Origin of the sequence: Pseudonocardia tropica (assembly GCF_040105315.1) — a bacterium.
GTDB lineage: Bacteria > Actinomycetota > Actinomycetes > Mycobacteriales > Pseudonocardiaceae > Pseudonocardia > Pseudonocardia alni.
On the sequence record NZ_JBEDNP010000008.1, the window covers coordinates 89,652 to 114,326 of the forward strand.

A 24,675-nucleotide genomic window follows, 5' to 3' on the forward strand; every position below is an offset into this window, starting at 1 on the left:
GCTACCGGCGCCCGGTGGCGGGCCGGACCCCGAGGTGCACCTCGATCCGGTCGGCCCACACCGACGCGATCGTGCGGTAGGCGCCCGGTCCGGCGTGCAGGCCGTCCGCGGTCCGCCCGGCGGGGAACAGGGTGGCGGTGTCCACGAACTCCACCGAGTGCCCGGCCGCCCGGTGCGCCGCGGCGACCCGGGGCAGGTACTCGGCCAGCCGAGACCGCTCGGCCCGCTGCTTCGGCAGCGGCGCCCACACCCCGGCCATGATCACGTGGGTGTGCGGTGCGGCCGCGAACACGCGGTCCAGCAGCCGGTCCAGGCTCGCCGCCGTCGCCCGCGCGCTCGCGCCCTGCAGCAGGTCGTTGGTGCCGGCGTGCAGCAGCACGACGTCCGGCTGCGCGGCCAGCACCCAGCCGCCCGTCATCGGCACCATCCGGGCCGCCGTCCAGCCGGAACGGCCCTCGTGGTCGGTGTCGGGCAGCGCGTCCGGCCCGGTGCTGCGGGAGCCGACGTAGTCGATGCGGACGCCGTCGGCGGCCAGGCGCTGCCACAGCGGGAGGCGGTAGCCGGCCGTCGCCGGGCTCCCCACCCCGACCGTCGACGACGCGCCCAGCGGCATCACCCGCACCACCCCGGGCTCGTCGACGGCGGCGGGCACCTCGGCGTCCTCCGGCCGGTCCGCCGCGGGCAGCGCCGACAGCGCGACCGCGACCACCGTCGCCACGACCCCGGTGAGGATGCGGCGGGAGGGCCTCACGGCGGGCTCAGACCGCGCCGAACTGGCGGTCCCCGGCGTCGCCGAGGCCGGGGACGATGAACGCGGAGTCGTTGAGCCGCTCGTCGATGCTGGCGGTCACCATCCGGACCGGCAGCCCGGACACGCGCAGCCGCTCCACGCCCTCCGGCGCGGACAGCGCGCAGAGGACCGTCACGTCGTCGGCGCCGCGGCGGGTCAGCAGCCCGACGGTGTGCACCATCGAGCCGCCGGTGGCCAGCATCGGGTCGAGCACGAACACCGGCCGCCCGACGAGGCTGTCGGGCAGCGACTCCATGTAGGGCACCGGCTCGTGGGTCGTCTCGTCGCGGGCCATGCCGACGAAGCCCATCTGCGAGTCGGGGATCAGGTTCAGCGCGGCCTCGGCCATCCCCAGCCCGGCCCGCAGCACGGGGACGAGCACCGGCGGGTTCGCGAGCCGGTGGCCGACCGTCCGCGAGACCGGGGTGTGGATCCGGTCCTCGGCCAGCGGCGCCGAGCGGGTGGCCTCGTAGACCAGCATCAGGGTGAGCTCGCGCAGCGCCGCCCGGAAGGTGGCGTTGTCGGTGCGGGCGTCCCGCATGGTGCTGAGCCGGGCCCGCGCGAGCGGGTGGTCGACGACGATCGTGTCCACGGGCGCACAGCCTACGGCGGCCGGGCCGCGAGGAGATCCCCCGTGAGAAGGCGCCCGGCCCACCGATCCGGTGCCGTCCCCCCGCCGGCCGGCGGGACCCGCCGGCCGGACGCGCGCCGTGTCCTGCGACGATGCCGTCCCGTGACCGGACGGACACCGGGACTTCACCCCCGGACGTTGACACGGATGCGTGTCACGGTTCACGAAGCGTGAGAAGCACGCGCTCACCGACGAGTGACGCCGGGACCGGCCGGACGTACCCCCTCGTCCTCCCGGGTGAGGCCGCGGGCACCCTCGCAGACCTTGCGTGACAGCCGATCCCCGACCGGAATCGTGATCACCAACGGTGTCCGGTCGGACGCGTCCGGTTCGCCGGATCGCGTGACCGACCGCGTGGAGTGCCACGATCGGCACGCGCGGTCGCCGATCTCGCGATTCACCTGACCCGAACGGGTGGTATGGCCGAAACGGTGTCACATCGAGGGCACCGCCGACGCTGTACTAGACGACAAGGAGGTGATCCGATGCCGGAGAACACGACTTCCGAGGAGCAGACGTTGATCGCTGCTGCGGAAAAGCTCACGCAGTGCGACGGATACGTTGTTCTGGCGGTGGACCCGCAGACCGGGGAGGTGGACGCGCACGGCCCGTTCGACGGGATGACGGCGACCATCAAGGCCGACCAGCTGCGACGCGACTTCGACCGGGGTGGGCTCGAGGACGTGTCCATCGGAGTGGTCCGACTGCACTCCCAGGCCTGACCCCGCACGACCGTGATCCGCCGGGCCGGCGACACCCGAGGTGGTGGGACCGGCCGGCGGGAGGACGCGACGATAGGCTCGCCCCGTGGCAAGCGACATCGTCCCGATCCGGCTCGCTCTCACCCGGGGCGACGTGGTCACCCTGTGGGCTCCCCCCTGGCGCGAGGACGGCGAGGAGTGGGAAGCCTTCCTCGGCGACGACGAGCACGTGTTCGTCTTCGACGAGGTGGCCGGTCTCGCCGCGTTCGTGCGGACCGCACCCGAGCACGACCTGACCGACCATCCCGCGTGGTCGGCGGTCCCCGGGCTCGCCGTCGCCGAGCTGACCCCCGACGCCGTCCACCGGTACGACCTGGTCGGTCTGCCGGAGCTGGCCGCCGCCGACCCGGACGCGCTGACCGTGCAGGAGCTGCACGAGACCGTCTCCATCGTCCGGTCGCTGGCCGACGTCTGCGACCTCACCGACGTGATCGCCGCGCTCGACGGCGAGCCCACGTTCGCGCTGCTGCGCGAGGGCGAGCAGGCCTTCGCCGGCCGTGACGGCGCCAAGCGCTGGACCGCGCTGTCCGAGGTGATCGCGACGCACTGGGACGGGATCGTCGACACCGTCGACGACCTCGTCGCCACCCCGGAGGTCGACGCCGGGGCGCTGGACAAGGCGCGCGCCGAGGAGCAGGAGCTGCGCGACCGTCTCGCCGAGCAGCCCCTCGACGACGACGAGGCCCTCGAGGCCGCCGCGCTCGCCGCGGGCACCGAGGACGCCGAGACCGCCGAGACCGCCGAGGAGGAGCCGACCGGCTTCTGGGCCGAGGTCGGCATCGACCCGATCCGCATCGAGGTCGGTGACCGCTCCGTGGTCAGCCTGCGCTGCTACCTCGACGACAAGCCGGTCTTCCTCGGCTCCGACGGCCGGATCGACGTGTTCGGCTCCGAGCGCGCCCTGTTCCGGGCGCTGGCCGACCGGGAGCACCCCGCCGTCGCCGGGACCGACCTGACCGCCGCCGTCACCTTCGCCGAGGTGCTCGACGCGGCCGCCGTCGGCGGGCTCGACGGCGGCGTCGAGGACATGAACACCTACGTCCTGACCGGGATCGGCCCTGACCTCGCCGAGGGGGTGCTCGACCTGGACCCGGTCCAGCTCGACCTGGCCTCGGAGCTGCTGACCGACGTCGGCGAGTGGGCCGGGGACCCCGAGCCCGCCGAGGCCCTCGCCGAGTCCGACAGCCTGGGCTGGCTCGTGTCGTTCGTCGTGCGGCCGGACCCGACGCGGATGGCGCCCAGCCCGCCGTTCACCCGGGAGGCGCAGTCCTGGGGCGAGCTCGTCGCCGGGCTCGAGGCCCGGCTGCGCGAGCACTAGCGCGACAGGGCCTCGTACTCGGGCTTGATGACGTCCTCGATCAGGGCCAGGCGCTCGTCGAACCCGATGAACGCCGACTTCATCGCGTTGACGGTGAACCAGCGCAGGGTGTCCCAGCCGTAGCCGAAGGTCTCGGCCAGGTCGTACATCTCGCTGGTCATGGTGCAGCCGGACATCAGCCGGTTGTCGGTGTTGACCGTGACGCGGAACCGCAGCTCGGTGAGCAGCCCGATGGGGTGCTCGGCCAGCGACGACGCGGCGCCGGTGTGCACGTTCGAGGTCGGGCACATCTCCAGCGGGATACGGCTGTCGCGGACCCAGGCGGCGAGCCGGCCCAGGTGCGGGCCGTCGTCGGTGGCGGTGATGTCGTCGACGATCCGGACGCCGTGTCCGAGCCGGTCGGCGCCGCACCACTGCACCGCCTCCCAGATCGACGGCAGCCCGAACGCCTCGCCGGCGTGGATGGTGACGTGGGCGTTCTGTTGGCGGACGTACTCGAACGCGTCGAGGTGACGGGTGGGCGGGAACCCCTTCTCCGCACCGGCGATGTCGAACCCGACCACCCCGGCGTCACGGTGGCGCACGGCCAGCTCGGCGATCTCCCGCGACCGCGCGGCGTGCCGCATCGCGGTGAGCAGGGTGCCGATCCGGATCGTGCTGCCGCCCGCCGCCGCGCGGGCGGTGCCGATCCGGAACCCGTCGAGGACGGCGGCGATGACGGCGTCGAGGTCGAGCCCGCCCTCCACGTGCAGCTCGGGGGCGAAGCGCACCTCGGCGTAGACGACGCCGTCGGCGGCCAGGTCCTCGGCGGCCTCGGCGGCGACCCGGGTCAGCGCCTCGCGGGTCTGCAGCACGGCGACGGTGTGGCCGAAGGTCTCGAGGTAGCGGACCAGCGAGCCGGAGTGCGCCGCGCCGAGGAACCAGGCGGCGAGCTCGCCGGGGTCGGTGGTGGGGAGCTTGTCGTAGCCGTGCTCACGGGCCAGCTCGACGACGGTCCCGACGCGCAGGCCGCCGTCGAGGTGGTCGTGCAGCAGCACCTTGGGCGCGCGGCGGACGGTGTCGGGGGTGACCGGGACGGGAGCGGTGGGATCTGCCACGCGGGCACGGTACCGAGCGGCGTGGCGCGCGACTCCCGGCGCCCGGACCTGCCATGATCGACCCGATCCGGGTGCGGAGACATGCCCCGGACGGCTCAACACAACACCGTCCGTCGACCCTCGTCCGGCGGTCGCTACCCTCTGGGCACTCCCCACTTGGCTCAGAGGAAGCGCAGCAGGTGCCATGAGCGACACTTCGAACCTCTCGTTCGACCGGATGCGCGGCATGCTCATGCGAGCGGCCGAGATCCGTGACAGCGAACAGCAGCAGATCTTCGACTCCCTCGACGAGATCCACGCCCGGCTGGCGGCCCTGGACGCCATCGGCACCGTGCGCAAGAAGCTCACCGAACTCCCCGACCGGACCGAGCTGAACGTCCTCGCCGAGCGCCTCGACGAGACCGTGTCCAAGCTGGACAACACCGAGATCGTGCTCGGCGCGATCACCCGGGCCATCGAGTCGCTGCCGGACAAGCTGGCCAAGCCGATCGCCCAGCTCGACGGCCGCCTCGACGGCATGGGCGGGCGTCTGGAGGGCGTCTCGGGCCGGATGGACGGCCTCGACGACCGCCTGGGCGGCCTGCACAAGCGCCTCGACGACCTCGACAACCGGCTCGACCGGCACGAGATGCGGCTCGACGCGATGCCGAACGCCGTCGCCTCCCCGATCAAGGAGCGCGTCGACGGCGTCGAGCGTCAGGTGCGCGAGCAGCTCGACGCGGCCGTGCACTCCTTCGAGGAGACCGGCGAGGGCCTGCGCAACCTGCTGGGCGACACCTCGGTGGGCCTGCACCGCCGCCTGGAGGACCTGGCCCAGCGCCCGGCCGTCGACCCGACCCCGGCGTTCGACGCCCTCACCGAGCGGCTGGAGGCCCTCTCCGCCCGCCTGGAGGAGGTCGGCACCCGGCTCGACTCGGTCGAGTCCGGGCTCGACGGCAGGCTCACCGATCTCGACGGGTCGGTGAAGGAGCGGGTCGGCAAGCTCGGCGGCTCCCTCAAGGACCGACTGGGTGAGCTCGACGGCTCGGTCACCGAGCGGCTGTCGTCGCTGTCGGAGACCGTGGACGGCCGGTTCGACACCCTGTCCGAGAGCGTCGACGGCAGGCTCGACAAGCTCACCGGCGACGTCGACGGCCGCCTCGACAGGCTGACCGGGGAGGTCGACACCCGCCTGGAGAAGCTGGCCGGCGACGTCTCCACGCTGTCCACCGGCGTCGACGACCGGCTCTCCGGTCTCGACACCGTGCTGCGCGACCGTCCGGACACCGGTTCGGTCACCGACCTGGTCACCAAGGCCAACGCCGAGTCCGAGCGCCGCAACGCCAGCCAGCTCGACGAGGCCATGGCGACCTTCGCGGAGCTGATCATGGGCCGGGGCGGGCAGTACGCCCAGCAGGCCCCGCCGCCCCCGCCCCGCCCGGCCCAGCGCCGCGGGCGGGCCAAGGTCGCGGTGAAGAGCCAGAACGGTGCCTCCGCGGCCGACCTGGTCGGCGACGACCCGGACGACTGAGTCCCCGGTTCTCCTGACGGACGCCGCGCCCCGCACGCCGGGGGCGCGGCGTCCGTGCGTTCCGGGCCGTGTACCGGCCGGTCGGCGGCGCCGCTCCGGTGCAGATCGAGGGCGCGGCCACGGGACTGCTGCCCGTCGGCGGGCCGAGCCGTCTCGGGTTCGCGTTCTCCCGGCGTGCCGCCCGGACACCGGGTGCCGGGCCCGGGGCGCCGCCGTCGTGCGCGCCGGGGTCAGCGGCGGGCGAAGCGCCGGAACACGGCGTCGAGCTCGCGGACCCTCAGCACGCGCATCGCGACCACGGCCAGCGGCAGCGCGATCAGCGAGCCCCCGACCAGCAGCGTCCAGGCGCGGGCGACGTCCGGCCAGTCCGCGAGCGCCGGGTCCACGAGCCGGGTGATCCCCCAGGCGACGGCGGCCGAGGCGGCCGAGGCGAGTGCCACCCTGGCCAGGCAGGCGAGCACCTCACCGGAACGGGCCCGGCCGAGGCGGCGACGCAGCAGCCACTGCCCGAGCACCGCGCCCCCGACGAACGAGACCCCGTTCGCCGCGGCGAGGCCGAGCACGACCTGCTCCGGCGGGAGCAGCAGCGGGCACGCCAGCAGCAGCGGGATCTTGACCCCGACCATGCCGACCTGGATCAGCGTCGGGGTGCGGGAGTCGGTCATCGCGTAGAACACGCGCATCTGCAGCATCGTGACCGCGTAGGGCAGGAGCCCGAACGCCGACCACGCGACGGCCTGGCCGAGGCGCTCGGCCCCGGTCCCGCTGCCCGCGCCGACGGAGAACAGCGCGGTGCCCAGGGACGGGCCGAACGCCGTCATCACGGCCGCGATCGGCACGAGCCCGACGGTGGACAGGCGCGCGCCGAGCGAGAGGTCGGTGACGACCTGGTCGACGTCGCCCTTCGCCGCGGCCCGGCTCATCCGCGGCATCAGCGCGGTCAGCAGCGACACCCCGAGCACCCCGTACGGGACCTGGAGCAGCAGCCACGCGTTCATGTAGGTCGCGACCGACCCCTCGGACGCCGACGCGGCGACCCGGGTGGTGACGATGTAGCCGGCCTGCCCGACGAGGACGTAGGCCACGATCCACAGCGCCATCCCCCCGGCCAGCGACAGCCGCGGGTCCCAGCCCCACACCGGGCGGTAGCGGAACCCGATGCTGCGCATGAACGGGATCAGCACCAGTGCCTGGACGACGATGCCGAGCGTCGTCCCGACCCCCAGCACCAGCAGCTTCGGGTCGCCCATCCGGACCGGGTCGACCGAGATCTCCCCCGGCACGAGCACGTAGCCGACGAGCACTCCCAGCAGGACCAGGTTGTTGAGCACCGGCGCCCAGGCGAACGGCCCGAACACCTGTTTCGAGTTCAGGACCGCGCCGAGCAGCGCACCGATGCCGTAGAAGAAGATCTGCGGGAGCAGCAGCCAGGCGAACGCCGTGGCCAGGGCCGGGTTGGCCTGTCCGGTGTCCCCCGAGCCGAGGTAGAGCCTGGTCAGCAGCGGGGCGGCGGCCATCGCGATCAGGGTCGCGACCAGCAACGCGGCCCCGACGACGGTGAGCAGACGCCGGGTGAAGCGTTCGCCGCCGTCGGCGTCCTCGGCCTGGGCGCGGACCAGCACCGGGATCATCACGCTGGTCAGGACCCCGCCGAGCAGCAGCTCGTAGACGATGTTCGGCAGCGTGTTCGAGACGGTGTAGGAGTCGTTGACGACCGCGAAGCCCAGCACCGCGACCAGCGCGAGGTTCCGGACGAAGCCGGTGAGCCTGCTGACCAGGCTGGCGATCGCGATCATGCCGGAGGAGCGGACGAGCGACCCGGTGCGCTCCGCGCCGCCGGACGGCGTCGTCCCGGTGGGGCCGTCCCCGGACGTCCCCGGGGCCGGTGCTCCGCCGTCCCCGGGCGTGTCCCCGGCCGGCGCGGTGCCGTTCGACGGGGTCCCCGGACCCCCGGCGGGACCGTCCGGGCGCGTCGGGGGTGCCGGACGGCCGGACGACGGGTCGGCCACCGGGCCCAGTGGGGTCGTCGGCTCGCCCGGGTCGGGGACCCGGCCGGACCCGAGCGGACGGGTCACCTCGGCGGCTCCCTCCGGGGGCGTCCGCGGGGTCCGACGGGGGTCGGTGCCCATCACCGGTCGGGGCAGCGGCGGGTGCCGCACCACCGCGGGGTGGGGCGCCCGCTCCGCCGCTCGTCGGTCCTCACGCATCGTGGTCCATCGTGCCGGATCGGAATCGTCGTGCCGACGCCCGCCCGGCACCGCGCCGTCACCCACCGGTGGGCGCACCGGCCCGGCGTCACGGCGCAGCGGCGGGCGTGTCGCGGACCCGACCGTCCCGGCGGTGCCCGCGCACGGCCCGACGCCGGCCGGCGGCACCGGCCGGGCCGGGTCAGCCGCCCCGGCGGACGTCCAGGACGAGGTCCCGTTCGGGCGGCGGGTCCGCGGTGATCAGCAGCGCCGCCCCGGCGAGCAGCCGCCGGGCCGCGGGGAGCCGGTCGGCGTCGTCGGTGTGCAGCTCGGCCAGCGGCGTACCGGCGCGGACCTCGTCACCCGGGCCGGCCAGCAGCCGGACCCCGGCTCCGGCCTGCACCGGGTCCTCCTTGCGGGCGCGCCCGGCGCCGAGCTTCCAGGCCGCGGTGCCGACGGCGAGCGCGTCGGCCCCGGAGAAGATCCCGGACCGCTCGGCGACGACCGTCTCGACGTGCGCGGCCACCGGCAGCGGCGCGGACGGGTCCCCGCCCTGCGCGGCGATCATCCGCTCCCACACGTCGTACGCGGCGCCGGAGGCGAGCACCGCGGCCGGGTCGGCGTCGGGCAGATCGGCGAGGGCGAGCATCTCCGTGGCCAGCGCGACGGTGAGCGCCACCAGGTCGGCCGGTCCCCCACCACGCAGCACCTCGACCGACTCGGCGACCTCCAGGGCGTTGCCGACGCAGCGGCCCAGCGGACGGGACATGTCGGTGAGCAGCGCGGTGGTCGGGAGGCCGTGCGCGGCGCCGATCGCGGTCATCGCGTCGGCGAGCTCCCCGGCGCGCGGCAGGGTCTTCATGAACGCGCCGGACCCGACCTTCACGTCGAGGACCAGCCCGCCGGTGCCCTCGGCGAGCTTCTTGCTCATGATCGAGCTGGCGATCAGCGGGACGGACTCGACGGTGCCGGTGACGTCGCGCAGCGCGTAGAGCCGCTTGTCGGCGGGGGCGAGCGTGGGCGTCGTCGCGCAGACGACCGCGCCGACCTCGCGCAGCTGCGCGGTGATCTCGTCGGTGGTCAGCGAGGCGCGCCAGCCCGGGATCGCCTCCAGCTTGTCGAGGGTGCCGCCGGTGTGGCCGAGCCCGCGCCCGGACAGCTGCGGCACCGCCGCCCCGCACGCCGCGACGAGCGGCGCCAGCGGCAGCGTGATCTTGTCCCCGACGCCGCCGGTGGAGTGCTTGTCGACCAGCGGGCGTCCGACGTCGCCGAAGTCCAGAACCTCACCGGAGTCGATCATCGCCTGGGTCCAGTGCGCGATCTCGCCGGGCTCCATGCCGTTGAGCAGGATCGCCATGGCCAGCGCGGCCATCTGCTCGTCGGCGACCTCCCCGCGGGTGTAGGCGTCGACCACCCAGTCGATCTGGGTCTTCGACAGCGTGCGGCAGTCGCGCTTGGCCGCGATGACCTCGACGGCGCTGAACGGGGACGGCGGCGGCGCGCCGTCGGCCCACCCGACGCCCCGGATCACGGCGCGCCCCCGGGCAGGTGCTCGGGACCGAACGCGTCGGGCAGCACCTCGGTGAACGGCAGCACCCCGCGCGGGGTGTCGCAGAGCAGGGCGGCGCCGCCGAACTCGTGGAGCACCTGGCGGCAGCGTCCGCACGGCATGAGCAGGTCGCCGTCGCCGGATCGGCAGGCGACCGCGAGCAGCCGTCCGCCGCCGGAGAGGCGCAGCTGCCCGGCGAGGGTCACCTCGGCGCAGACGCCGAGGCCGTAGGAGGCGTTCTCGACGTTGCAGCCGGTGACCACCCGCCCGTCGCCGACGAGTGCGGCCGCGCCGACGTGCAGCCGGGAGTACGGCGCGTACGCCCAGGCCGCGGCCTGCACCGCGGCGGCCCGCAGGGCGTCCCAGTCCGGGACGGGTGCGTCGGGCCGCACCATGTCCGCGCCCGCTCCGGACGGTCCCCCGCCTGCCATCTAGCGTCCCTCCCCGCGCCGGTACGGCTCGCCGAGCCGGGCCGGTGGTCGTAGTCGTTGCGAGGCCGCCGCGAGCACGATCAGCGTGACCAGCTGCGGGGCGTAGGAGGCGAACTCGCTGGGCACGGTGTCGACCGACCAGTAGACCGCGTACACCAGCAGCCCCGCGACGAGCGCGACGGCGGCGGCGGTCCACATCCGGCGGATCGCCCACAGCACCGCGACGACGACCGCGACCAGCGTCGCGCCGTAGAGCAGCGCGTGCACCGCCTCACCGCCGGCGCGCAGCTGCAGGCCGTCGACGTAGCCGAACAGCGCCGAGCCGACGAGCAGCCCGGCGGGCCGCCAGTTGCCGAAGATCATCGCGGCGAGGCCGATGTACCCGCGGCCGCCGACCTGGTTCTCCAGGTAGCCGAGCTGGCCGGGGTTGAGGACCAGCGCCGCACCGCCGAGCCCGGCGAGCGCGCCGGAGATCGTGACCGCGACGTACTTGTGCAGCACCACGTTCACGCCGAGCGACTCCGCCGCGACCGGGGACTCCCCCGCGCTGCGCAGCCGCAGCCCGAACGCCGTCCGCCACAGCACGAGGTAGCTCACGGGGACCAGCGCGATCCCGATGACCAGGATCGGCGTCAGGCCGGTGACCAGCCCGGACAGCAGCCCGGCGAGGTCGGAGACGAACACCCGTTGCTGGGCCTCCAGCGCCGCGAGGCCCTCGGCGACCCCGGGGATCGAGAACTCGGTGAAGCCCTCCAGCCGCGGGGACTGGCGCGGGTTCTGCGAGACCGGGGTGAACACCAGCGTCGCCAGGTACTTCGTCAGCCCCGTCCCGAGCAGGGTGATCGCGACGCCGGAGACGATGTGGTTGACGTTGAACGTCACCGTCGCGACGGCGTGCAGCAGCCCGCCGAGCGCGCCGAACACGAGCCCGCCGAGCATCGCCGCCCACGGGCCCCACTGGTAGCCGGCCCACGCCGCGCCCCAGGTGCCGAGCACCATCATGCCCTCGAGGCCGATGTTGATGATCCCGGCGCGTTCGGCCCAGAGGCCGCCCAGACCGGCGAGCAGGATCGGCAGCCCGAGCCGCACCGCGGCGGACGCGGTGCCGCCGGAGGTCAGCTGGGTCTGGCCGGTCAGCGTCACCGTGACCGACAGGACGGCGACGAGCGCGGCCGCGATCAGCGCCGACCGGGCCCAGCCGGGCAGGGTCCGCGCACGGTCCAGCACCGCGGTCACGACGACACCTCCGCGGGTTGCGGTGCGGGGGCCGCGGCGGCGACCCGCCGTTGCTCGGCCCGGCGCTCGACCCGGCGGACGACCTCGTAGGCGACGACCACCGACAGCACGATCAGGCCCTGCATGATCAGTACGATCTCCCGCGGGATGCCGACGACGTCGAGCGCCACCGCGGACTTGTCCAGGAACGCCCACAGCAGCGCGCCCAGCGCGATGCCGACGGGGTGGTTGCGGCCCAGCAGCGCGATCGCGATGCCGGTGAAGCCGTAGCCCTGCGGCGAGGACAGCGTGTAGGCGTGGTCGCGCCCGAGCAGCTCGGGCAGCCCGACCAGCCCGGCGACCGCACCGGAGAGCAGCAGCGCGACGACGATCGTGCGGCGCGCGTTCACCCCGCCGGTCGCGGCGGCCGTCGCCGACTCGCCGGAGGCGCGCAGCTCGAAGCCGAACCGGGTGCGTCCGAGCAGGAACCAGTAGCCGATGCCCAGCGCGGCCGCGACGAACACCATCCCGAAGATCGCGCCGTTGCCGACCGGGATCCCGGGGAACCAGCCCGACTCGGGGATCGGCGGGGTGGTGATGTTGTTGCCGCGCAGCTCGCCGAAGGTCTCGGCGCGGATCAGGTAGGCGATCAGCCCGGTGGCGATCGCGTTCAGCATGATCGTCGAGATGACCTCCGAGACACCGCGGTAGGCCTTGAGCAGCGCCGGGATCGCGACCCAGGCGGCGCCGGTCAGCAGCGCCACCACCATGATCAGCACGGTGTGCAGGACCGGCGGGAGCGCCACCGTCCCGCCGACGATCGCGGCGACGCAGGCGGCGACCCGGAACTGGCCCTCGACGCCGATGTTGAACAGCCGCATCTGGAAGCCGATCGCGACGGCCAGCGCGGCGAGGTAGTAGACGGCGGCGGAGTTCACGGTGTCCACGACGACCGTGCCCGACCCGACCTGCGCGAGGATGGTGGTGACCGCCGTCCACGGCGACGCCCCGCTGATCACCAGCGCGACCCCGCAGAGCAGGGCGGCGACCGCGATCGCCAGGACGGGCGCGACGACGGCGCCCCGCAGCCGGCTCACGTGGCGGCTCCGGTCATCTTGGTACCCAGCTCCTCGGGGGTCACGGTCGCGGGATCGGCGGTGCCGACCAGCCGCCCGCCGGAGATGACGGCGAGGGTGTCGGACAGGCCGATCAGCTCGTCGAGGTCGGCCGAGACCAGCAGCACCGCGAGCCCGGCGGCGCGGGCGCGGCGCAGCTCGGCCCAGATACCGGCCTGCGCGCCGACGTCGACGCCGCGGGTCGGGTGGGCCGCGATGAGCAGCACCGGGTCGCCGGACAGCTCCCGCCCGACGACGAGCTTCTGCTGGTTGCCGCCGGACAGCGCGGCGGCCATGACGTCGATGCCGGGGGTGCGGACGTCGAAGTCGCGCACGATCCGCTCGGTGTCGGTGCGCGCGGCGGCGGTGTCCAGCAGCCCGCGCCGGGCGATCGGCGGCCGGGACTGGAACCCGAGGATCCGGTTCGCCCACAGCGGCTGCTCGCCGAGCAGGGCGTGGCGGGACCGGTCCTCGGGGACGTAGCCGATGCCGGCCTCGCGGCGGGCCATCGTCGACGCGGCCGAGATGTCGGTGCCGTTCAGGAGCACCCGCCCACGGGCGTGCCTGCGCATCCCCATGACCGTCTCGACGAGCTCGGTCTGGCCGTTGCCCTCGACGCCGGCGATGCCCAGCACCTCACCGGCGTGCACGACGAGGTCGACGCCGTCGAGCAGGTCACGGCCGCCGTCCGGGCTCGCCAGCCCGAGGCCCTCGACGCGCAGCACCTGGCGGTCGGTCACGGTCGACTCGCGGGTCTCCGGCGAGGGCAGCTCCGAGCCGACCATCATCTCCGCCAGCTCGCGGTTGGTGACGGTCCGCGGGTCCGCGGTGCCGACCGTGCGGCCGCGGCGGATCACCGTGATCCGGTCCGCGACGGCGCGGACCTCGTCGAGCTTGTGCGAGATGAACAGGAACGTGTAGCCGTCGCCCTGCATCGTGCGCACGGTCGCGAACAGCTCGTCGACCTCCTGCGGGACCAGCACCGCGGTCGGCTCGTCGAGGATCACCGTGCGGGCGCCGCGGTAGAGCACCTTGAGGATCTCGATGCGCTGCCGGTCGGCGACGCCGAGGTGCTCGACGAGCACGTCCTGCCGCGCGGCGAGCCCGACGGTCGCGGACAGCTCGGTGATCCGCGCGCGGGCGGCCCTCCCGATGCCGTGCAGGCGCTCGGCGCCGAGCAGCACGTTCTCCGCGACCGTCAGGTTGTCGGCCAGCATGAAGTGCTGGTGGACCATCCCGATCCCCGCGGCGATGGCGTCGGCGGGGCTGCGGAAGTGCGTGTCCGCCCCGTCGACGACGATCGTGCCCTCGTCGGGCGTCTGCATCCCGTAGAGGATCTTCATCAGGGTCGACTTGCCGGCCCCGTTCTCGCCGCAGAGGGCGTGGACCTCACCGTGGGTGACGGTGAGGTCCACGCCGTCGTTCGCGACGACGCCGGGGAACCGCTTGGTGATCCCGCGCAGTTCGACCGCGTGGCGCTCGTCGGTCACTTCGTGGACTTGACGTCGATCTGTCCGGCGATGATCGCGGCCTTGTACGCCTCGAGCTGCGGGACGATGTCGTCGACCTGGCCACCGGAGGTGGAGTAGCCGACACCGTTGTTGGCGAGGTCGAACCGCGCCGGGAGCTGCGCGACGGTGTCGCCCGCGACCGCGTTGATGTACTCGTAGACCGCCACGTCGACCCGCTTGATCATCGACGTCATGATCGTGTCGCGGACCTGGGTCAGCTGCGGCGAGTTGTACTGGTCGGAGTCGACGCCGACGGCCTTCTTCTGCGCGGTCTGCGCGGCCGCGAAGACACCCTGGTTCGACTGGCCCGCCGCGGCGAAGGCGATGTCGGCGCCGCCGTCGTACTGGCCGGACGCGATCTCGGTGGCGCGGGTGGCGTCGTTGAAGCCGGTGAAGTCGCCGGCCGGGGAGATGTAGGCCGACTCGACGTCGATCTGCGGCGCGACGGTCGTGGCGCCCTGCTCGTAGCCGGCGTCGAATTTCTGGATCAGCGGGTTGTCGACGCCGCCGATGAACCCGACCTTGCAGGTCGAGGTCTTCAGCGCGGCCGCGGCGCCGACCAGGAACGAGCCCTGCTCCTCGGCGAAGACCAGCGGCTTGACGTTGGGCAGGTCGACCGTGTCGTCGTCGACGATCGCGAACTGGATGTTCGGGAACTCGGTCGCGACGGTCTTCACGCCGGTGGCGTAGTTGAAGCCGACCGCGACGATCGGGTTGAACCCGCCCTGGGCGAGCTGGCGCAGGCGGTTGGTGCCCGCGTCCTCGCTCTCCCCCGCCTGGGCGGTCGCCTCGCGCGTGTTGGCCTTCTGCAGCCCCAGCTCGGCGACGGCGCGGTCGAGGCCGGCGGCCGCCGCGTCGTTGAACGAGGCGTCGCCACGGCCGCCGATGTCGTAGGCCAGCCCGACCTTGAGCCCGCTCGCGTCCGCCTTCGGGGCCTCCGGCGCCGGTCGGGCCGACGCGGCAGGGACCGACGGCGGCGCGACGCGCTCGCACTCCCCGGCCTGGGCGCCGCCGCCTCCGCCGGTGTCGCGGGCACAGCCCGCGAGCGTGAGTGCCGCCGCGGCCACGAGCGCGATCGCGGTCGCGTGCCGGCGCCTGCCTCCGATGCGCTGGTTGATCCGCACGAGGTGACCTCCCCCTCCGGCGCCACCGCTCGGCGGCGCGTGTCCGGACGGGACGGTAACCGCTGGACAACGGTTTTGGCAGAAGTCGAAACAGGGCCGTGACGCGGAATCGTCGAGCGGTTGACGGACGGTACCGTCCGCGCACCCGGACGATCTTGTACCGGGAGGTGACGGCAGTCGTCGGAGGAGGATCGATGGATCGCGCGGAACGTACGGTGCAGGCCCCACCGGAGCGGGTGTGGGAGCTGGTCTCGGACATCACCCGGGCCGGTGAGTGGAGCCCGGAGGCCACCGGGGGACGGTGGCGCGGCGACGCGACCGGGCCCGCCGTCGGCGCGAGGTTCACCGGCGGCAACCGGCACGGCCGGATCCGCTGGTCGACGCACTGCCGGGTCACCGAGTGCGAGCCGGCCCGCCGGTTCACCTTCGTCGTGACCGAGTCGCGCACCGCCTGGGGCTGGGTCCTGGAGCCGGCCGGCGACGGGGCGACGACCGTCGTCGCCTGGCGGGAGAAGACCGGCGAGGCGGCGCTGCCGGTACGGCTGCTGCAGCGCAGCGGGATCCTGGGCCGGGACCGCGAGACCCTGATGCGCGACGGGCTGGAGCGCAGCCTGGACCGGGTCAAGGAGATCGTCGAGCGCTGACCGTGATCGCCGGAAGTGGGGCGCGGTCCGTGGTGCCGGGTCCGGAGCGGGCGGCCCGGATCCGCCGGGCGGTGGGTCATGCTGCAACGGTGACGACCCCCGCCGGCCCGGGCTCCCCGCGCCGACCCGCCGCCCGGCTGCTCGTTCCCGTCGTCGTGGCGCTCGCGCTGGTCGGGCCGGCGGGTACCGCACCGGTCGCCTCCGCCGCTCCGGCCGCGGCCGCCGCTCCGGCCGCGGCCGCCGCTCCGGTCCCGGCCGCCGCGGGGTGCCCGGGGCAGGAGGTCCCGCCCGGCCCGCCCGCGCGGGAGGAGACGGTGCCGGTCGCCCCGCTGCCGGTGCCGTCGCCGCCGGTCGGTGGGCTCGACGGCTGCGGTGACACCCACGCCGGGCCGGTGCCGCCCCCGCCGGTCGGGGTCGCGTCGTACGTCGTCGCCGACCTCGACTCCGGTGCGGTGCTCGCCGCCCGGGCCCCGCACGCGCGGCAGCGTCCGGCGTCGACGATCAAGCTGCTGCTCGCGCTGGTCGTGGACGAGCGGCTGCCGATGGACCGGGTGGCCGTGGGCACCGCCGAGGACGCGAACGTCGACGGCAGCCGGGCCGGGATCGGTCCCGGCGGGCGCTACACGGTCGACCAGCTGCTGCACGGGCTGCTGCTGTCCTCGGGCAACGACGCCGCGAACGCGCTGGCCCGCGAGCTCGGCGGGGTCCCCGCGACGCTGGCCGCGATGCGCGACGAGGCCCGCCGCCTCGGGGCCCTGGACACCCGCCCCGCGACGCCCGCCGGTCTCGACGGCCCGGGGATGTCCGCCTCGGCCTACGACCTGGGCCTGCTGCTGCGCGCCGCACTGGAGCGCCCGCGGATCGCGGCCGCGCTGACCACCCGGAGCATGCCGTTCCCCGGGTTCGCCGACAAGCCCGGCTTCCTGCTCGGCAACGACGACCGGCTCCTCGGCGCCCCCGGCTTCCTCGGCGGGAAGAACGGGTTCACCGACGCCGCCCGGCACACCTTCGTCGGCGCGATGGAGCGCGACGGGCGACGGCTGGTCGTCGCCGTCGTGCGCGGCGAGCCGCGGCCGGTGCCGATGGTCGACCAGGCCCGCGCCCTGCTGGACTGGGGCTTCGGCGCCCCGGCCACCGGGATCGGGACGCTGGTCGAGCCCGGCACCACCGGGTCCCCCGACGGCTCGGACACGCCCCCGGGCGCCGCGGCCCCCGCAGGCGGCACGGACGGCGCAGGCGGCGCAGGCGGCGCGGACGGCGCGACGGCGACCGGAGGCGGGGACGGGGCGACGGGGAGCACCGACGGGGCGACGGCGACCGGCGCCCCGGATCCCGCGGGTGCTGCGTCGGTTCCCGCCGCGGTGCTGGTCGGCGGGGTCGCCGCGCTCGCCGGTGTCGGGGCGCTGGTCGCCGCGCGGCTGCGCCGGCGTCGTTGACCTGCGGCAGACGCCCGGGACCGTCCCGGCGCCCCGCATCCCGGAACTCTCCTCCCGCGCAATCGTCCACCGGGTGAACGAGTCGTCGGGGCCCTTCCGGGAAACCCTGCCGAGTCGGCGCCGGCTCGCCCCGGTGCTCGAGGGCCGGGGTGCACCCTTCTATGAGTTCGCTTACCGGGTAAGCGAATTCGTCGCGGCCGCTCCCTGGAGACCCTGCCGGGACGGCACCGGCTCACCCCCGCGCCCGCAGGCCGGGCCACACCCTCCTGCGAACTCGCTTACCGGGTAAGCGAACTCGTCGGGGTCACGTCCCTGGAGCTCGGGCCCGCGGAAGCGTTCACCGGGCGAACGAGTTCTTCGGGGCCGCTCCCTGGAGACCCTGCCGGGACGGCACCGGCTCACCCCCGCGCCCGAGGGCCGGGCGGCCACACCCTCCTGCGAATTCGCTTACCGGGTAAGCGAACTTGTCGGGATCAGGTCCTTCGGGATCGGGGCGGGACGGCGTCGCGGGTACCCCGGTGACCACGAGCCGCCGGCACCTCGCCGCAGCGCGGCAGCCCCGGACCGCGCGCACACCTGTCCGAACGCGTACGCCGGGGACCGGACGGCGATCCGGGTCAGCGCCGCCGGCGCCCCAGGGCCCGCAGGCCGAGCGCTCCACCGATCAGCCCCGCGGTGACCAGCCCCGCCGACGCGAGCGCGCCCGGCCCGTCGCGGACGACGTACTGCGGCCGGATGATCGCCGGGGCGGGCAGGTCGCGGTAGCCCAGGTCGTTCTCCTCGGCGCTCGCGGCCCAGGCCGTCACGAACAGCAGGAACCGCGAGGTGAAGAAGATGAAGATCAGCAGACCGAGGATCGAGCCGAACGCGGCACCGGCCGGGGACGCACCGATGGTCGCGAGGTAGACGACCATCACGCGTTGCAGGATCGCGAACCCGATCGCACCGAGCAGGGCGGCCTTCGCCGCGCTGCGCAACGTCACGGGCTCCCGCGGCAGGCGCGCGATCACCCAGAGGAAGACCAGCCAGTTCCCGCCGATGCCGACCAGGAACGACACGACGCTGAGCAGGAACATCGCCCAGCCGACGCCGCCGAGTCCGACCAGGCCGAGCAGGAACCCGCCGAGCGCACCGGTGACCGAGGCGATCGCGAACGACGCCACCAGCGCCAGGCCGAGCCCGAGCAGCGCCAGCAGGTCGAACGCCAGCCGCTTGATCATCGGCGGGGCGTCGTCACGCTGGCCCCACTGTTCGGTCAGCGCCTCGCGCAGGTTGCTCATCCAGCCGATGCCGGAGTACAGGGCGCCGATCAGACCGACCGCACCGATCGCGCCCGCCCGGTTGATCGCCGTGTCGACGACCTGGCCGAGCGTCTGGCCGAGGTCGCCCGGAGCGGCGGAGGTGATGCCGTCCCGCAGCTGCATCACCAGGTCCGGGTTCCCGCGCAGCACGAACCCGGCGATCGCGAACCCGACCATCAGCAGCGGCACCAGCGCCAGGATGGAGAAGTAGGTGATCGCCGCGGCGTAGTGGTCGCCGTGGTTCTCGGTGTAGCGCTCCCCCGCCCGGACCAGGTGGTCCAGCCACGGATGCTTCTCCCGCTGGCGGTCGAGGAAGGTCTCCGTCTCCTCCTCGTCGGTCTCCAGCCGGTGCGCGATCGTGGCGGCGCGGTTCTCGGCCATCATTCCCCCGGTTCGGTGGTACTCCCCGCCCCGGGCGCGTGGCTCAGGCGGGCGGGAGGAACCCGATCCTCTCGTGAACCGCGGCCAGTGTCGCGCCGGAGACCTCACGCGCACGGGTGGCACCGCGCGCGAGCACCCGGTCGAGTTCGGCCGGATCGGCCAGGTAGCCGTTCACCTTCTCCGCGAACGGCTCCGCGAACGCGGCGACGATCTCGCCCAGGTCCTTCTTCAGGTCGCCGTAGCCGCGGCCGACGTACTCGGCCTCGACCTCGGCGACCTTCCGGTCGGTCATCGCCGCGTTGACGGTGAGCAGGTTCGCGATGCCCGGCTTGTTCTCCGGGTCGAAGCGGATCTCACGCTCGTTGTCGGTCACCGCGGAGCGGATCTTCTTGGCCGAGGTGCGCGGCGGGTCGAGGAGCTCCACGATCCCGCTGGGCGACGACGCCGACTTGCTCATCTTCGCCGTCGGGTCCTGCAGGTCGTAGATCTTCGCCGTGGCCTGCGGGATGTGCGGCTCGGGCACCCGGAACGTCTCGCCGAAGCGGTGGTTGAACCGCTGCGCGAGGTTGCGGGTCAGCTCCAGGTGCTGGCGCTGGTCCTCGCCGACCGGGACGCGGTCGGCCTGGTAGAGCAGGATGTCCGCGGCCTGCAGGATCGGGTACGTGAACAGCCCGACCGTCGCCCGGTCGGTGCCCTGCCTGGCGGACTTGTCCTTGAACTGGGTCATCCGGCCGGCCTCGCCGAAGCCGGTGATGCACTCCAGGATCCAGGACAGCCGCGCGTGCTCCGGGACGTGCGACTGCACGAACAGCGTGCAGCGGTCCGGGTCGAGCCCCAGCCCGAGCAGCTGCGCGGCCGCGACCCGGGTACGCCGAGCCAGCTCGGCCGGGTCGTGCTCCACCGTGATCGCGTGCAGGTCCACGACGCAGTAGAACGCCTCGTGGTCGTCCTGCAGGGCCACCCACTGCCGCAGCGCACCCAGGTAGTTGCCGAGGTGGAACGAGTCGGCCGTGGGCTGGATCCCGGACAGCACGCGGGGACGGTGGGCGTCGTTCATGGCCGTCATCGTTCCTCACCCCGACGGTGGCGGGGTCACCGAGTCCCGTGCGAACGCCCGCCCGCACTGCTCGCAGTCCAGCCGCACGCAGAGCGGCTGCCCGCAGGCCCGGTGGCGGATCGTGAGGTCGATGGGGGCGCCGTCCCCGCCGCACCAGCGGTGCGACCACTCGACCAGGCAGGCGTGGATCGGGAAGCTGGCCCGCCCCTTGTCGGTGAGGCGGTACTCGCCGTCGCCGCTGCGGCTGAGCACCCCGAGCGCGACGAAGCGACGCAGCCGGTCCGACAGCACCTCCGGGGAGATCCCCAGCTCGTGGGCGAAGCAGGTGAACGCCCGGATCCCGGCGAGCGCGGCGCCGAGGACGGCGGCGCCCCACCGGTCGCCGATGATCTCCATCGCGCCGGGCAGGAACGAGAGCGGGTCGACGGGCAGCGTGCCGCGGGTACGCCGCGGGTGCCTGCGGGCCAGCAGGTCCAGCCCCGGCGCCCCGGGCTCGCGCTCGACCTCGGTGTCCCGTGGGCCGACCGCGCGGCCACAGGCCGCGCAGCACACCCGTACCCGGGTGGGGCGGCCGCAGTCGCGGTGCACGATCTCGGGGAGCGGGACCTCCCGCGGCACCCAGGTCTTCTCCCAGTCCCAGGTGCAGATCAGCAGCTTCCAGATGTCGCCGCCGCGCTCGGTGAGGGCGTAGCCGCGGCGCTCGCGGCCACCGTCGGCGTAGCTGCGGGGCTCGAGCAGACCCGCGTCGACGAGCCCGCGCAGCCGCGCCGACAACGTCGCGTCGGAGATGTTGAGGGTCTCCCGCCACCCCGCGTACCGGCTGACGCCGAGGAACGCGCGCTGCAGGATCAGCAGCGTCCAGGTGTCGGCGAGCAGGCCGAGACCGCGCCCGACGGCGCCCAGCTCCTGCGGCCGCACCCGCTCGCCTCCCTTGACCCCGGACTACTCAAGATCGTACCGTGGGCCTCACTCTGCCGATCGAAGCCGCGCCCGGGCGCGTGGCCGGCGGCGGGGTGGGCCGGATCGGGGGGTCGGTCCACCGGCCGGGGCGGACGTCCTGCGGCAGCGCGGTGAGGGGGCTGCGGCAGCCGCGGGGCGTCGTCCCGGTCAGTACCTCACCCGTTCTCCCGGTCCCTCTCGTGCTCCGCGTCCTCGGGCTGCGGGGCGGCCTCGACCGTCACCACGCCCTTGTCGAGGTCGATCGGGCCCAGCCGCCACTGCTGCCCGCCCTGCGCGGCGTCCGAGTCCTCGTGCATCCGCTTCCGCGGGAACATCTCTCCGAGCACACCCATACCGCCACCGTACGGCGATCGGCGGCCGGTCCGGTCCCGCGCGGCCCGGGGCGGCGCGGGACCGGCCGGGATCAGGCCGGGGTCAGCGGCAGCGCCCGCGGCCCGGTGCCCGACGCCGGGGTGAGCACGCGGGGCTCGCCGCGGTAGGTCGTCGTCCGCTGCCGGACCGGGCGACCGGCGGCCGCGGCGATCGCGGTGAGCTCGGCGACCGAGCGCTCGGAGCCGTTCTCCGAGCCGGCCATCCGGGAGATCGTCTCCTCCATCAGCGTGCCGCCCATGTCGTCGGCGCCCCCGGCCAGGATGTCCGCGGCGAGGTCGTCGCCGAGCTTCACCCAGGAGCACTGGACGTGGTCGATCCGCCCGTGCAGCGCGAGCCGGGCGAACGCGTGCACCGCCCGGTTGTCGCGCTCGGTCGGCCCCGGCCGGGCGATCCCGGCCAGGTAGATCGGGGCGTTGTGGTGCACGAACGGCAGGGGAACGAATTCGGTGAACCCCACTGCACCGATCCCTCGGGCGCGGTCCTGGATCCGCGCCAGCGTGCGCAGGTGCCCGAGCCAGTGCCGGGGCTCGTCGACGTGGCCGTACATCATCGTCGAGCTGCTGGGGATCCCCAGCTCGTGCGCGGTCGAGACGACCTCGATCCACTGCGACGCCGGCAGCTTGCCCTTGGTCAGCACCCAGCGGACCTCGTCGTCGAGGATCTCGGCGGCGGTGCCCGGGATCGAGCCGAGCCCGGCGGCCTTCAGCTCGGTCAGCCACTCCCGGATCGACACCCCGGCCTTGGCCGCCGCGGAGACGATCTCCATCGGGGAGAACGCGTGCACGTGCATCCCGGGCACCGCCGCGGTGACCGCGCGGACCAGGTCGGCGTAGAACGACACCGGCAGCTGCGGGTCGATCCCACCCTGCACGCAGACCTCGGTGGCGCCGTCGCGGGCGGCCTCCGCGGCACGCTGGGCGACCTCGTCGAGCGAGAGCCGGAAGGCGTCGGCGTCGCGCTCGCGCTGGGCGAAGGCGCAGAACCGGCAGCCGACGTAGCAGACGTTCGAGAAGTTGATGTTCCGGTTGACCACGTAGGTGACGTCGTCCCCGTCGACCTGCCTGCGCACGTCGTCGGCGAGGTCGAGCAGGGTGCCCAGGGCGGGCCCGTCGGCGGTCAGCACGGCCATCGCCGCGTCGGCGTGCGCCGGGTCGAGCAGCGCCGCCGGGTCGGACGCGGCCAGGTCCAGCCCGGCCCGGACGTCGGAGTCGAGCCGCTCGGGGGCCGCCCCGTGCCCGGCGCGCTGCTGCTCCAGCTCGGCGGCCACCTCGTCCCAGTCGCCGTAGACGTCGCCGAAGTCGCTGCGCCGGTCCTCGGTGCGCCCGGTCGTGTCGATCGTGGAGTTCAGGTCGGTGCGCCCGGTCGAGGCGAACCCGCCGTCGGGCTCCTGCCACGCCCGCCCCTCCACGACGGCGTCGGGCCGGGCGAGCCCGTCCGGCCCGGACAGCGCGGCGACGTGGCCGTGCAGCCGCGCGTCGATCCACGGCGACCCGGCCCGCACGTACTTCGGGTAGGCGGTGAGCCGCTCCCGCAGCGTGAAGCCCTCGGCCTCGGTGATCGCGGCCAGCTCGTCGACGGCGGGCCACGGCATCTCCGGGGACACGTGGTCCACCGTCACCGGGGAGACGCCGCCCCAGTCGTCGATCCCGGCGCGCAGCATCAGCGCCTGCTCGTCGCCGACCAGGTTCGGCGGCGCCTGCAGCCGCACCTTCGGACCCAGCACCAGCCGGGCGACGGCGATCGTCGCGGCCAGGTCGTGCAGGTCGGCGTCGGGGTCGTTCGCCATCGCGGTGTCCGGCTTCGCCCGGAAGTTCTGGACGATCACCTCCTGCACGTGCCCGTGCGCGCGGGCGGCGGAGCGGATCGCGAACAGCGACTCGGCCCGCTCGGTGCGGTTCTCACCGATGCCGATGAGGATGCCGGTGGTGAACGGGACGCCGACGCGGCCCGCGTCGGTGAGCACGCGCAGCCGGACCGCGGGCTCCTTGTCGGGGCTGCCGAAGTGCGGGCCGCCCTTCTCGAACAGCCGCTGCGACGTCGTCTCCAGCATCATCCCCATGCTGGCCGCGACCGGCTTGAGCCGCGTCAGCTCCTCCCAGTCCATGACGCCCGGGTTGAGGTGCGGCAGCAGCCCGGTCTCCTCCAGGACGGCGATCGCGCAGGCCCGGACGTAGTCGAGGGTGGAGTCGTAGCCGCGCGCCTCGAGCCACTCGCGGGCCTGCGGCCAGCGGTCCTCGGGGCGGTCGCCGAGGGTGAACAGGGCCTCCTTGCAGCCCTGCGCGGCGCCCCGGCGGGCGATCTCGACGACCTCGTCGCGCTCCAGGAACATGTCGTCGAGCTTGTGCGGGACGGTCGCGAACGTGCAGTAGTGGCAGCGGTCGCGGCAGAGCCGGGTCAGCGGGATGAAGACGTTGCGGGAGTAGGTGACGACGCCCGGGCGGCCCTCCTCGACGAGTCCGGCGTCGCGGACCCGGCCGGCGTGGCCGAGCAGCTCGTCGAGGTGCTCACCGCGGGCGGCGAGCAGGACGGCGGCCTCGGTGACGTCGAGGGTGGACCCGTCCCGGACCCGGCGCAGGGCCCGGCGGAACGCCGAGGTCGACGGGGCCGGTTCGGCGGGTGCGGGGGTCGGAAGGGGGACCGGCGGTACGGCCTCGGCCGGGACGGGTGCGGCAGGAGTATCGGCCATGCCACCCACACTAGGTTTCGCGGATCACCGCAGCGACCGTCCGCTTCCCGGCGATGGATCACGGCCGGTGCGGGAATACGGCTCAGGCGACCTCGGCCGGCGTCCCACCGGTGACGGCGACGAGCTCGTCGAAGGTCGTCGGGAACACCGAGCGGGCCACCCCGCCGGCCGCCCAGACCCGGTCGTACCCGCCCAGGGCGACGTCGACCAGGGTGCGGACCGGCGCCGGGTGCCCGACCGGGGCGACCCCGCCGATGACCTGCCCGGTCGCCGTCAGCACGAGCTCCTTGGACGCCCGGCCGACCTGCTGCGCGCCGACCAGGGCGGCGACCCTGTCGGTGTCGACCCGGTGCGCACCGGAGGTGAGCACGAGCAGCGGGGCGCCGTCGGCGTCGAAGACCAGCGAGTTCGCGATCTGGCCGACCTCCACCTCCAGCGCGGCGGCCGCCGCGGTCGCGGTGGTCACCGCGTCGGGCAGCAGCACCAGGCCCGCGATCGACGCGGGATCGGCGCCGGCCCGGCGCAACGCCTCCTTCACGGCGGCGACGCGGGGGTGGTCGGCGGGGTGTTCGACGCTCCGGCTCACCCGGCCCATCCTGC

Annotated in this window: 21 protein-coding genes; 5 read left to right on the forward strand and 16 right to left on the reverse strand. The window is 74.4% G+C overall.

Annotated elements, in window-relative coordinates:
• Window position 1 precedes the first annotated feature (1 nt).
• Window positions 2-751, reverse strand: coding sequence for a GDSL-type esterase/lipase family protein (locus WHI96_RS14915; protein WP_345643483.1), 750 nt, complete (start codon window positions 749-751; stop codon window positions 2-4).
• A gap of 7 nt (window positions 752-758) precedes the next feature.
• Entirely contained in the window at window positions 759-1,382 is a 624-nt protein-coding gene (gene upp, locus WHI96_RS14920; RefSeq protein WP_345643485.1) for a uracil phosphoribosyltransferase, read from the reverse strand.
• Between the two features lie 524 nt (window positions 1,383-1,906).
• On the opposite strand from upp, the gene WHI96_RS14925 reads away from it, so the two are divergent.
• Window positions 1,907-2,143 (forward strand): hypothetical protein, encoded by a 237-nt coding sequence (locus WHI96_RS14925; protein ID WP_010230125.1) that lies wholly within the window; start codon window positions 1,907-1,909, stop codon window positions 2,141-2,143.
• A gap of 85 nt (window positions 2,144-2,228) precedes the next feature.
• Window positions 2,229-3,500: a SatS C-terminal domain-containing protein gene (locus WHI96_RS14930; RefSeq protein WP_345643488.1), complete on the forward strand. Its 1,272-nt coding sequence runs from the start codon at window positions 2,229-2,231 to the stop codon at window positions 3,498-3,500.
• Here WHI96_RS14930 and WHI96_RS14935 read toward each other — a convergent pair.
• Window positions 3,497-4,597 (reverse strand): adenosine deaminase, encoded by a 1,101-nt coding sequence (locus WHI96_RS14935; RefSeq protein ID WP_345643491.1) that lies wholly within the window; start codon window positions 4,595-4,597, stop codon window positions 3,497-3,499. The two genes, WHI96_RS14930 and WHI96_RS14935, sit on opposite strands and share 4 nt — an antisense overlap.
• A gap of 184 nt (window positions 4,598-4,781) precedes the next feature.
• Here WHI96_RS14935 and WHI96_RS14940 point away from each other — a divergent pair, with 184 nt between their 5' ends.
• Window positions 4,782-6,107 carry a coiled-coil domain-containing protein gene (locus WHI96_RS14940; RefSeq protein WP_345643494.1) on the forward strand — a complete coding sequence of 442 codons (1,326 nt, stop codon included), beginning with the start codon at window positions 4,782-4,784 and terminating at the stop codon, window positions 6,105-6,107.
• A gap of 230 nt (window positions 6,108-6,337) precedes the next feature.
• Here WHI96_RS14940 and murJ read toward each other — a convergent pair whose 3' ends face one another.
• The 7 genes from murJ to WHI96_RS14975 form a co-directional block, all read right to left on the reverse strand.
• Window positions 6,338-8,182 (reverse strand): murein biosynthesis integral membrane protein MurJ, encoded by a 1,845-nt coding sequence (gene murJ, locus WHI96_RS14945; RefSeq protein WP_345643497.1) that lies wholly within the window; start codon window positions 8,180-8,182, stop codon window positions 6,338-6,340.
• Window positions 8,183-8,495: 313 nt separating this feature from the next.
• On the reverse strand, window positions 8,496-9,824 hold the full coding sequence (locus tag WHI96_RS14950) for a thymidine phosphorylase (protein WP_345643500.1): 1,329 nt from the start codon (window positions 9,822-9,824) through the stop codon (window positions 8,496-8,498).
• Window positions 9,821-10,237 (reverse strand): cytidine deaminase, encoded by a 417-nt coding sequence (locus WHI96_RS14955; RefSeq protein WP_345643675.1) that lies wholly within the window; start codon window positions 10,235-10,237, stop codon window positions 9,821-9,823. The genes WHI96_RS14950 and WHI96_RS14955 overlap by 4 nt, the downstream gene beginning before the upstream one ends.
• A 36-nt stretch (window positions 10,238-10,273) precedes the next feature.
• On the reverse strand, window positions 10,274-11,509 hold the full coding sequence (locus WHI96_RS14960; RefSeq protein WP_345643502.1) for an ABC transporter permease: 1,236 nt from the start codon (window positions 11,507-11,509) through the stop codon (window positions 10,274-10,276).
• Window positions 11,506-12,585 (reverse strand): ABC transporter permease, encoded by a 1,080-nt coding sequence (locus WHI96_RS14965; RefSeq protein ID WP_062397669.1) that lies wholly within the window; start codon window positions 12,583-12,585, stop codon window positions 11,506-11,508. The genes WHI96_RS14960 and WHI96_RS14965 overlap by 4 nt, the downstream gene beginning before the upstream one ends.
• The gene (locus WHI96_RS14970; RefSeq protein ID WP_345643506.1) at window positions 12,582-14,093 is read right to left on the reverse strand and encodes an ABC transporter ATP-binding protein; all 1,512 of its coding nucleotides are present in this window, start codon (window positions 14,091-14,093) and stop codon (window positions 12,582-12,584) included. Before WHI96_RS14970 ends, WHI96_RS14965 begins: the two co-directional genes overlap by 4 nt.
• Window positions 14,090-15,238, reverse strand: a complete 1,149-nt coding sequence (locus tag WHI96_RS14975) for a BMP family lipoprotein (RefSeq protein ID WP_345643508.1) — start codon at window positions 15,236-15,238, stop codon at window positions 14,090-14,092. The genes WHI96_RS14970 and WHI96_RS14975 overlap by 4 nt, the downstream gene beginning before the upstream one ends.
• A gap of 194 nt (window positions 15,239-15,432) precedes the next feature.
• On the opposite strand from WHI96_RS14975, the gene WHI96_RS14980 reads away from it, so the two are divergent.
• Window positions 15,433-15,882, forward strand: a complete 450-nt coding sequence (locus WHI96_RS14980; protein WP_345643510.1) for an SRPBCC family protein — start codon at window positions 15,433-15,435, stop codon at window positions 15,880-15,882.
• A gap of 89 nt (window positions 15,883-15,971) precedes the next feature.
• Window positions 15,972-17,318 (forward strand): D-alanyl-D-alanine carboxypeptidase family protein, encoded by a 1,347-nt coding sequence (locus tag WHI96_RS14985; RefSeq protein WP_345643512.1) that lies wholly within the window; start codon window positions 15,972-15,974, stop codon window positions 17,316-17,318.
• 617 nt (window positions 17,319-17,935) lie between these two features.
• Here the strand turns inward: WHI96_RS14985 and yhjD are convergent.
• The 6 genes from yhjD to WHI96_RS15015 form a co-directional block, all read right to left on the reverse strand.
• A complete protein-coding gene (yhjD, locus tag WHI96_RS14990) occupies window positions 17,936-19,000 on the reverse strand; it encodes an inner membrane protein YhjD (protein WP_425571569.1) in 1,065 nt (354 codons plus the stop codon).
• Window positions 19,001-19,043: 43 nt separating this feature from the next.
• Window positions 19,044-20,057: a tryptophan--tRNA ligase gene (gene trpS / locus WHI96_RS14995; RefSeq protein WP_345643518.1), complete on the reverse strand. Its 1,014-nt coding sequence runs from the start codon at window positions 20,055-20,057 to the stop codon at window positions 19,044-19,046.
• A 15-nt stretch (window positions 20,058-20,072) separates the two neighbouring features.
• The gene (locus tag WHI96_RS15000) at window positions 20,073-20,975 is read right to left on the reverse strand and encodes a winged helix-turn-helix transcriptional regulator (RefSeq protein WP_345643521.1); all 903 of its coding nucleotides are present in this window, start codon (window positions 20,973-20,975) and stop codon (window positions 20,073-20,075) included.
• Window positions 20,976-21,172: 197 nt separating this feature from the next.
• Complete coding sequence (locus tag WHI96_RS15005; RefSeq protein WP_345643524.1) at window positions 21,173-21,349, reverse strand: hypothetical protein; 177 nt, start codon at window positions 21,347-21,349, stop codon at window positions 21,173-21,175.
• 71 nt (window positions 21,350-21,420) lie between these two features.
• Window positions 21,421-24,075: a bifunctional FO biosynthesis protein CofGH gene (locus WHI96_RS15010; protein WP_345643527.1), complete on the reverse strand. Its 2,655-nt coding sequence runs from the start codon at window positions 24,073-24,075 to the stop codon at window positions 21,421-21,423.
• Window positions 24,076-24,157: 82 nt separating this feature from the next.
• The gene (locus WHI96_RS15015) at window positions 24,158-24,661 is read right to left on the reverse strand and encodes a YbaK/EbsC family protein (RefSeq protein WP_425571566.1); all 504 of its coding nucleotides are present in this window, start codon (window positions 24,659-24,661) and stop codon (window positions 24,158-24,160) included.
• Window positions 24,662-24,675: the final 14 nt, after the last annotated feature.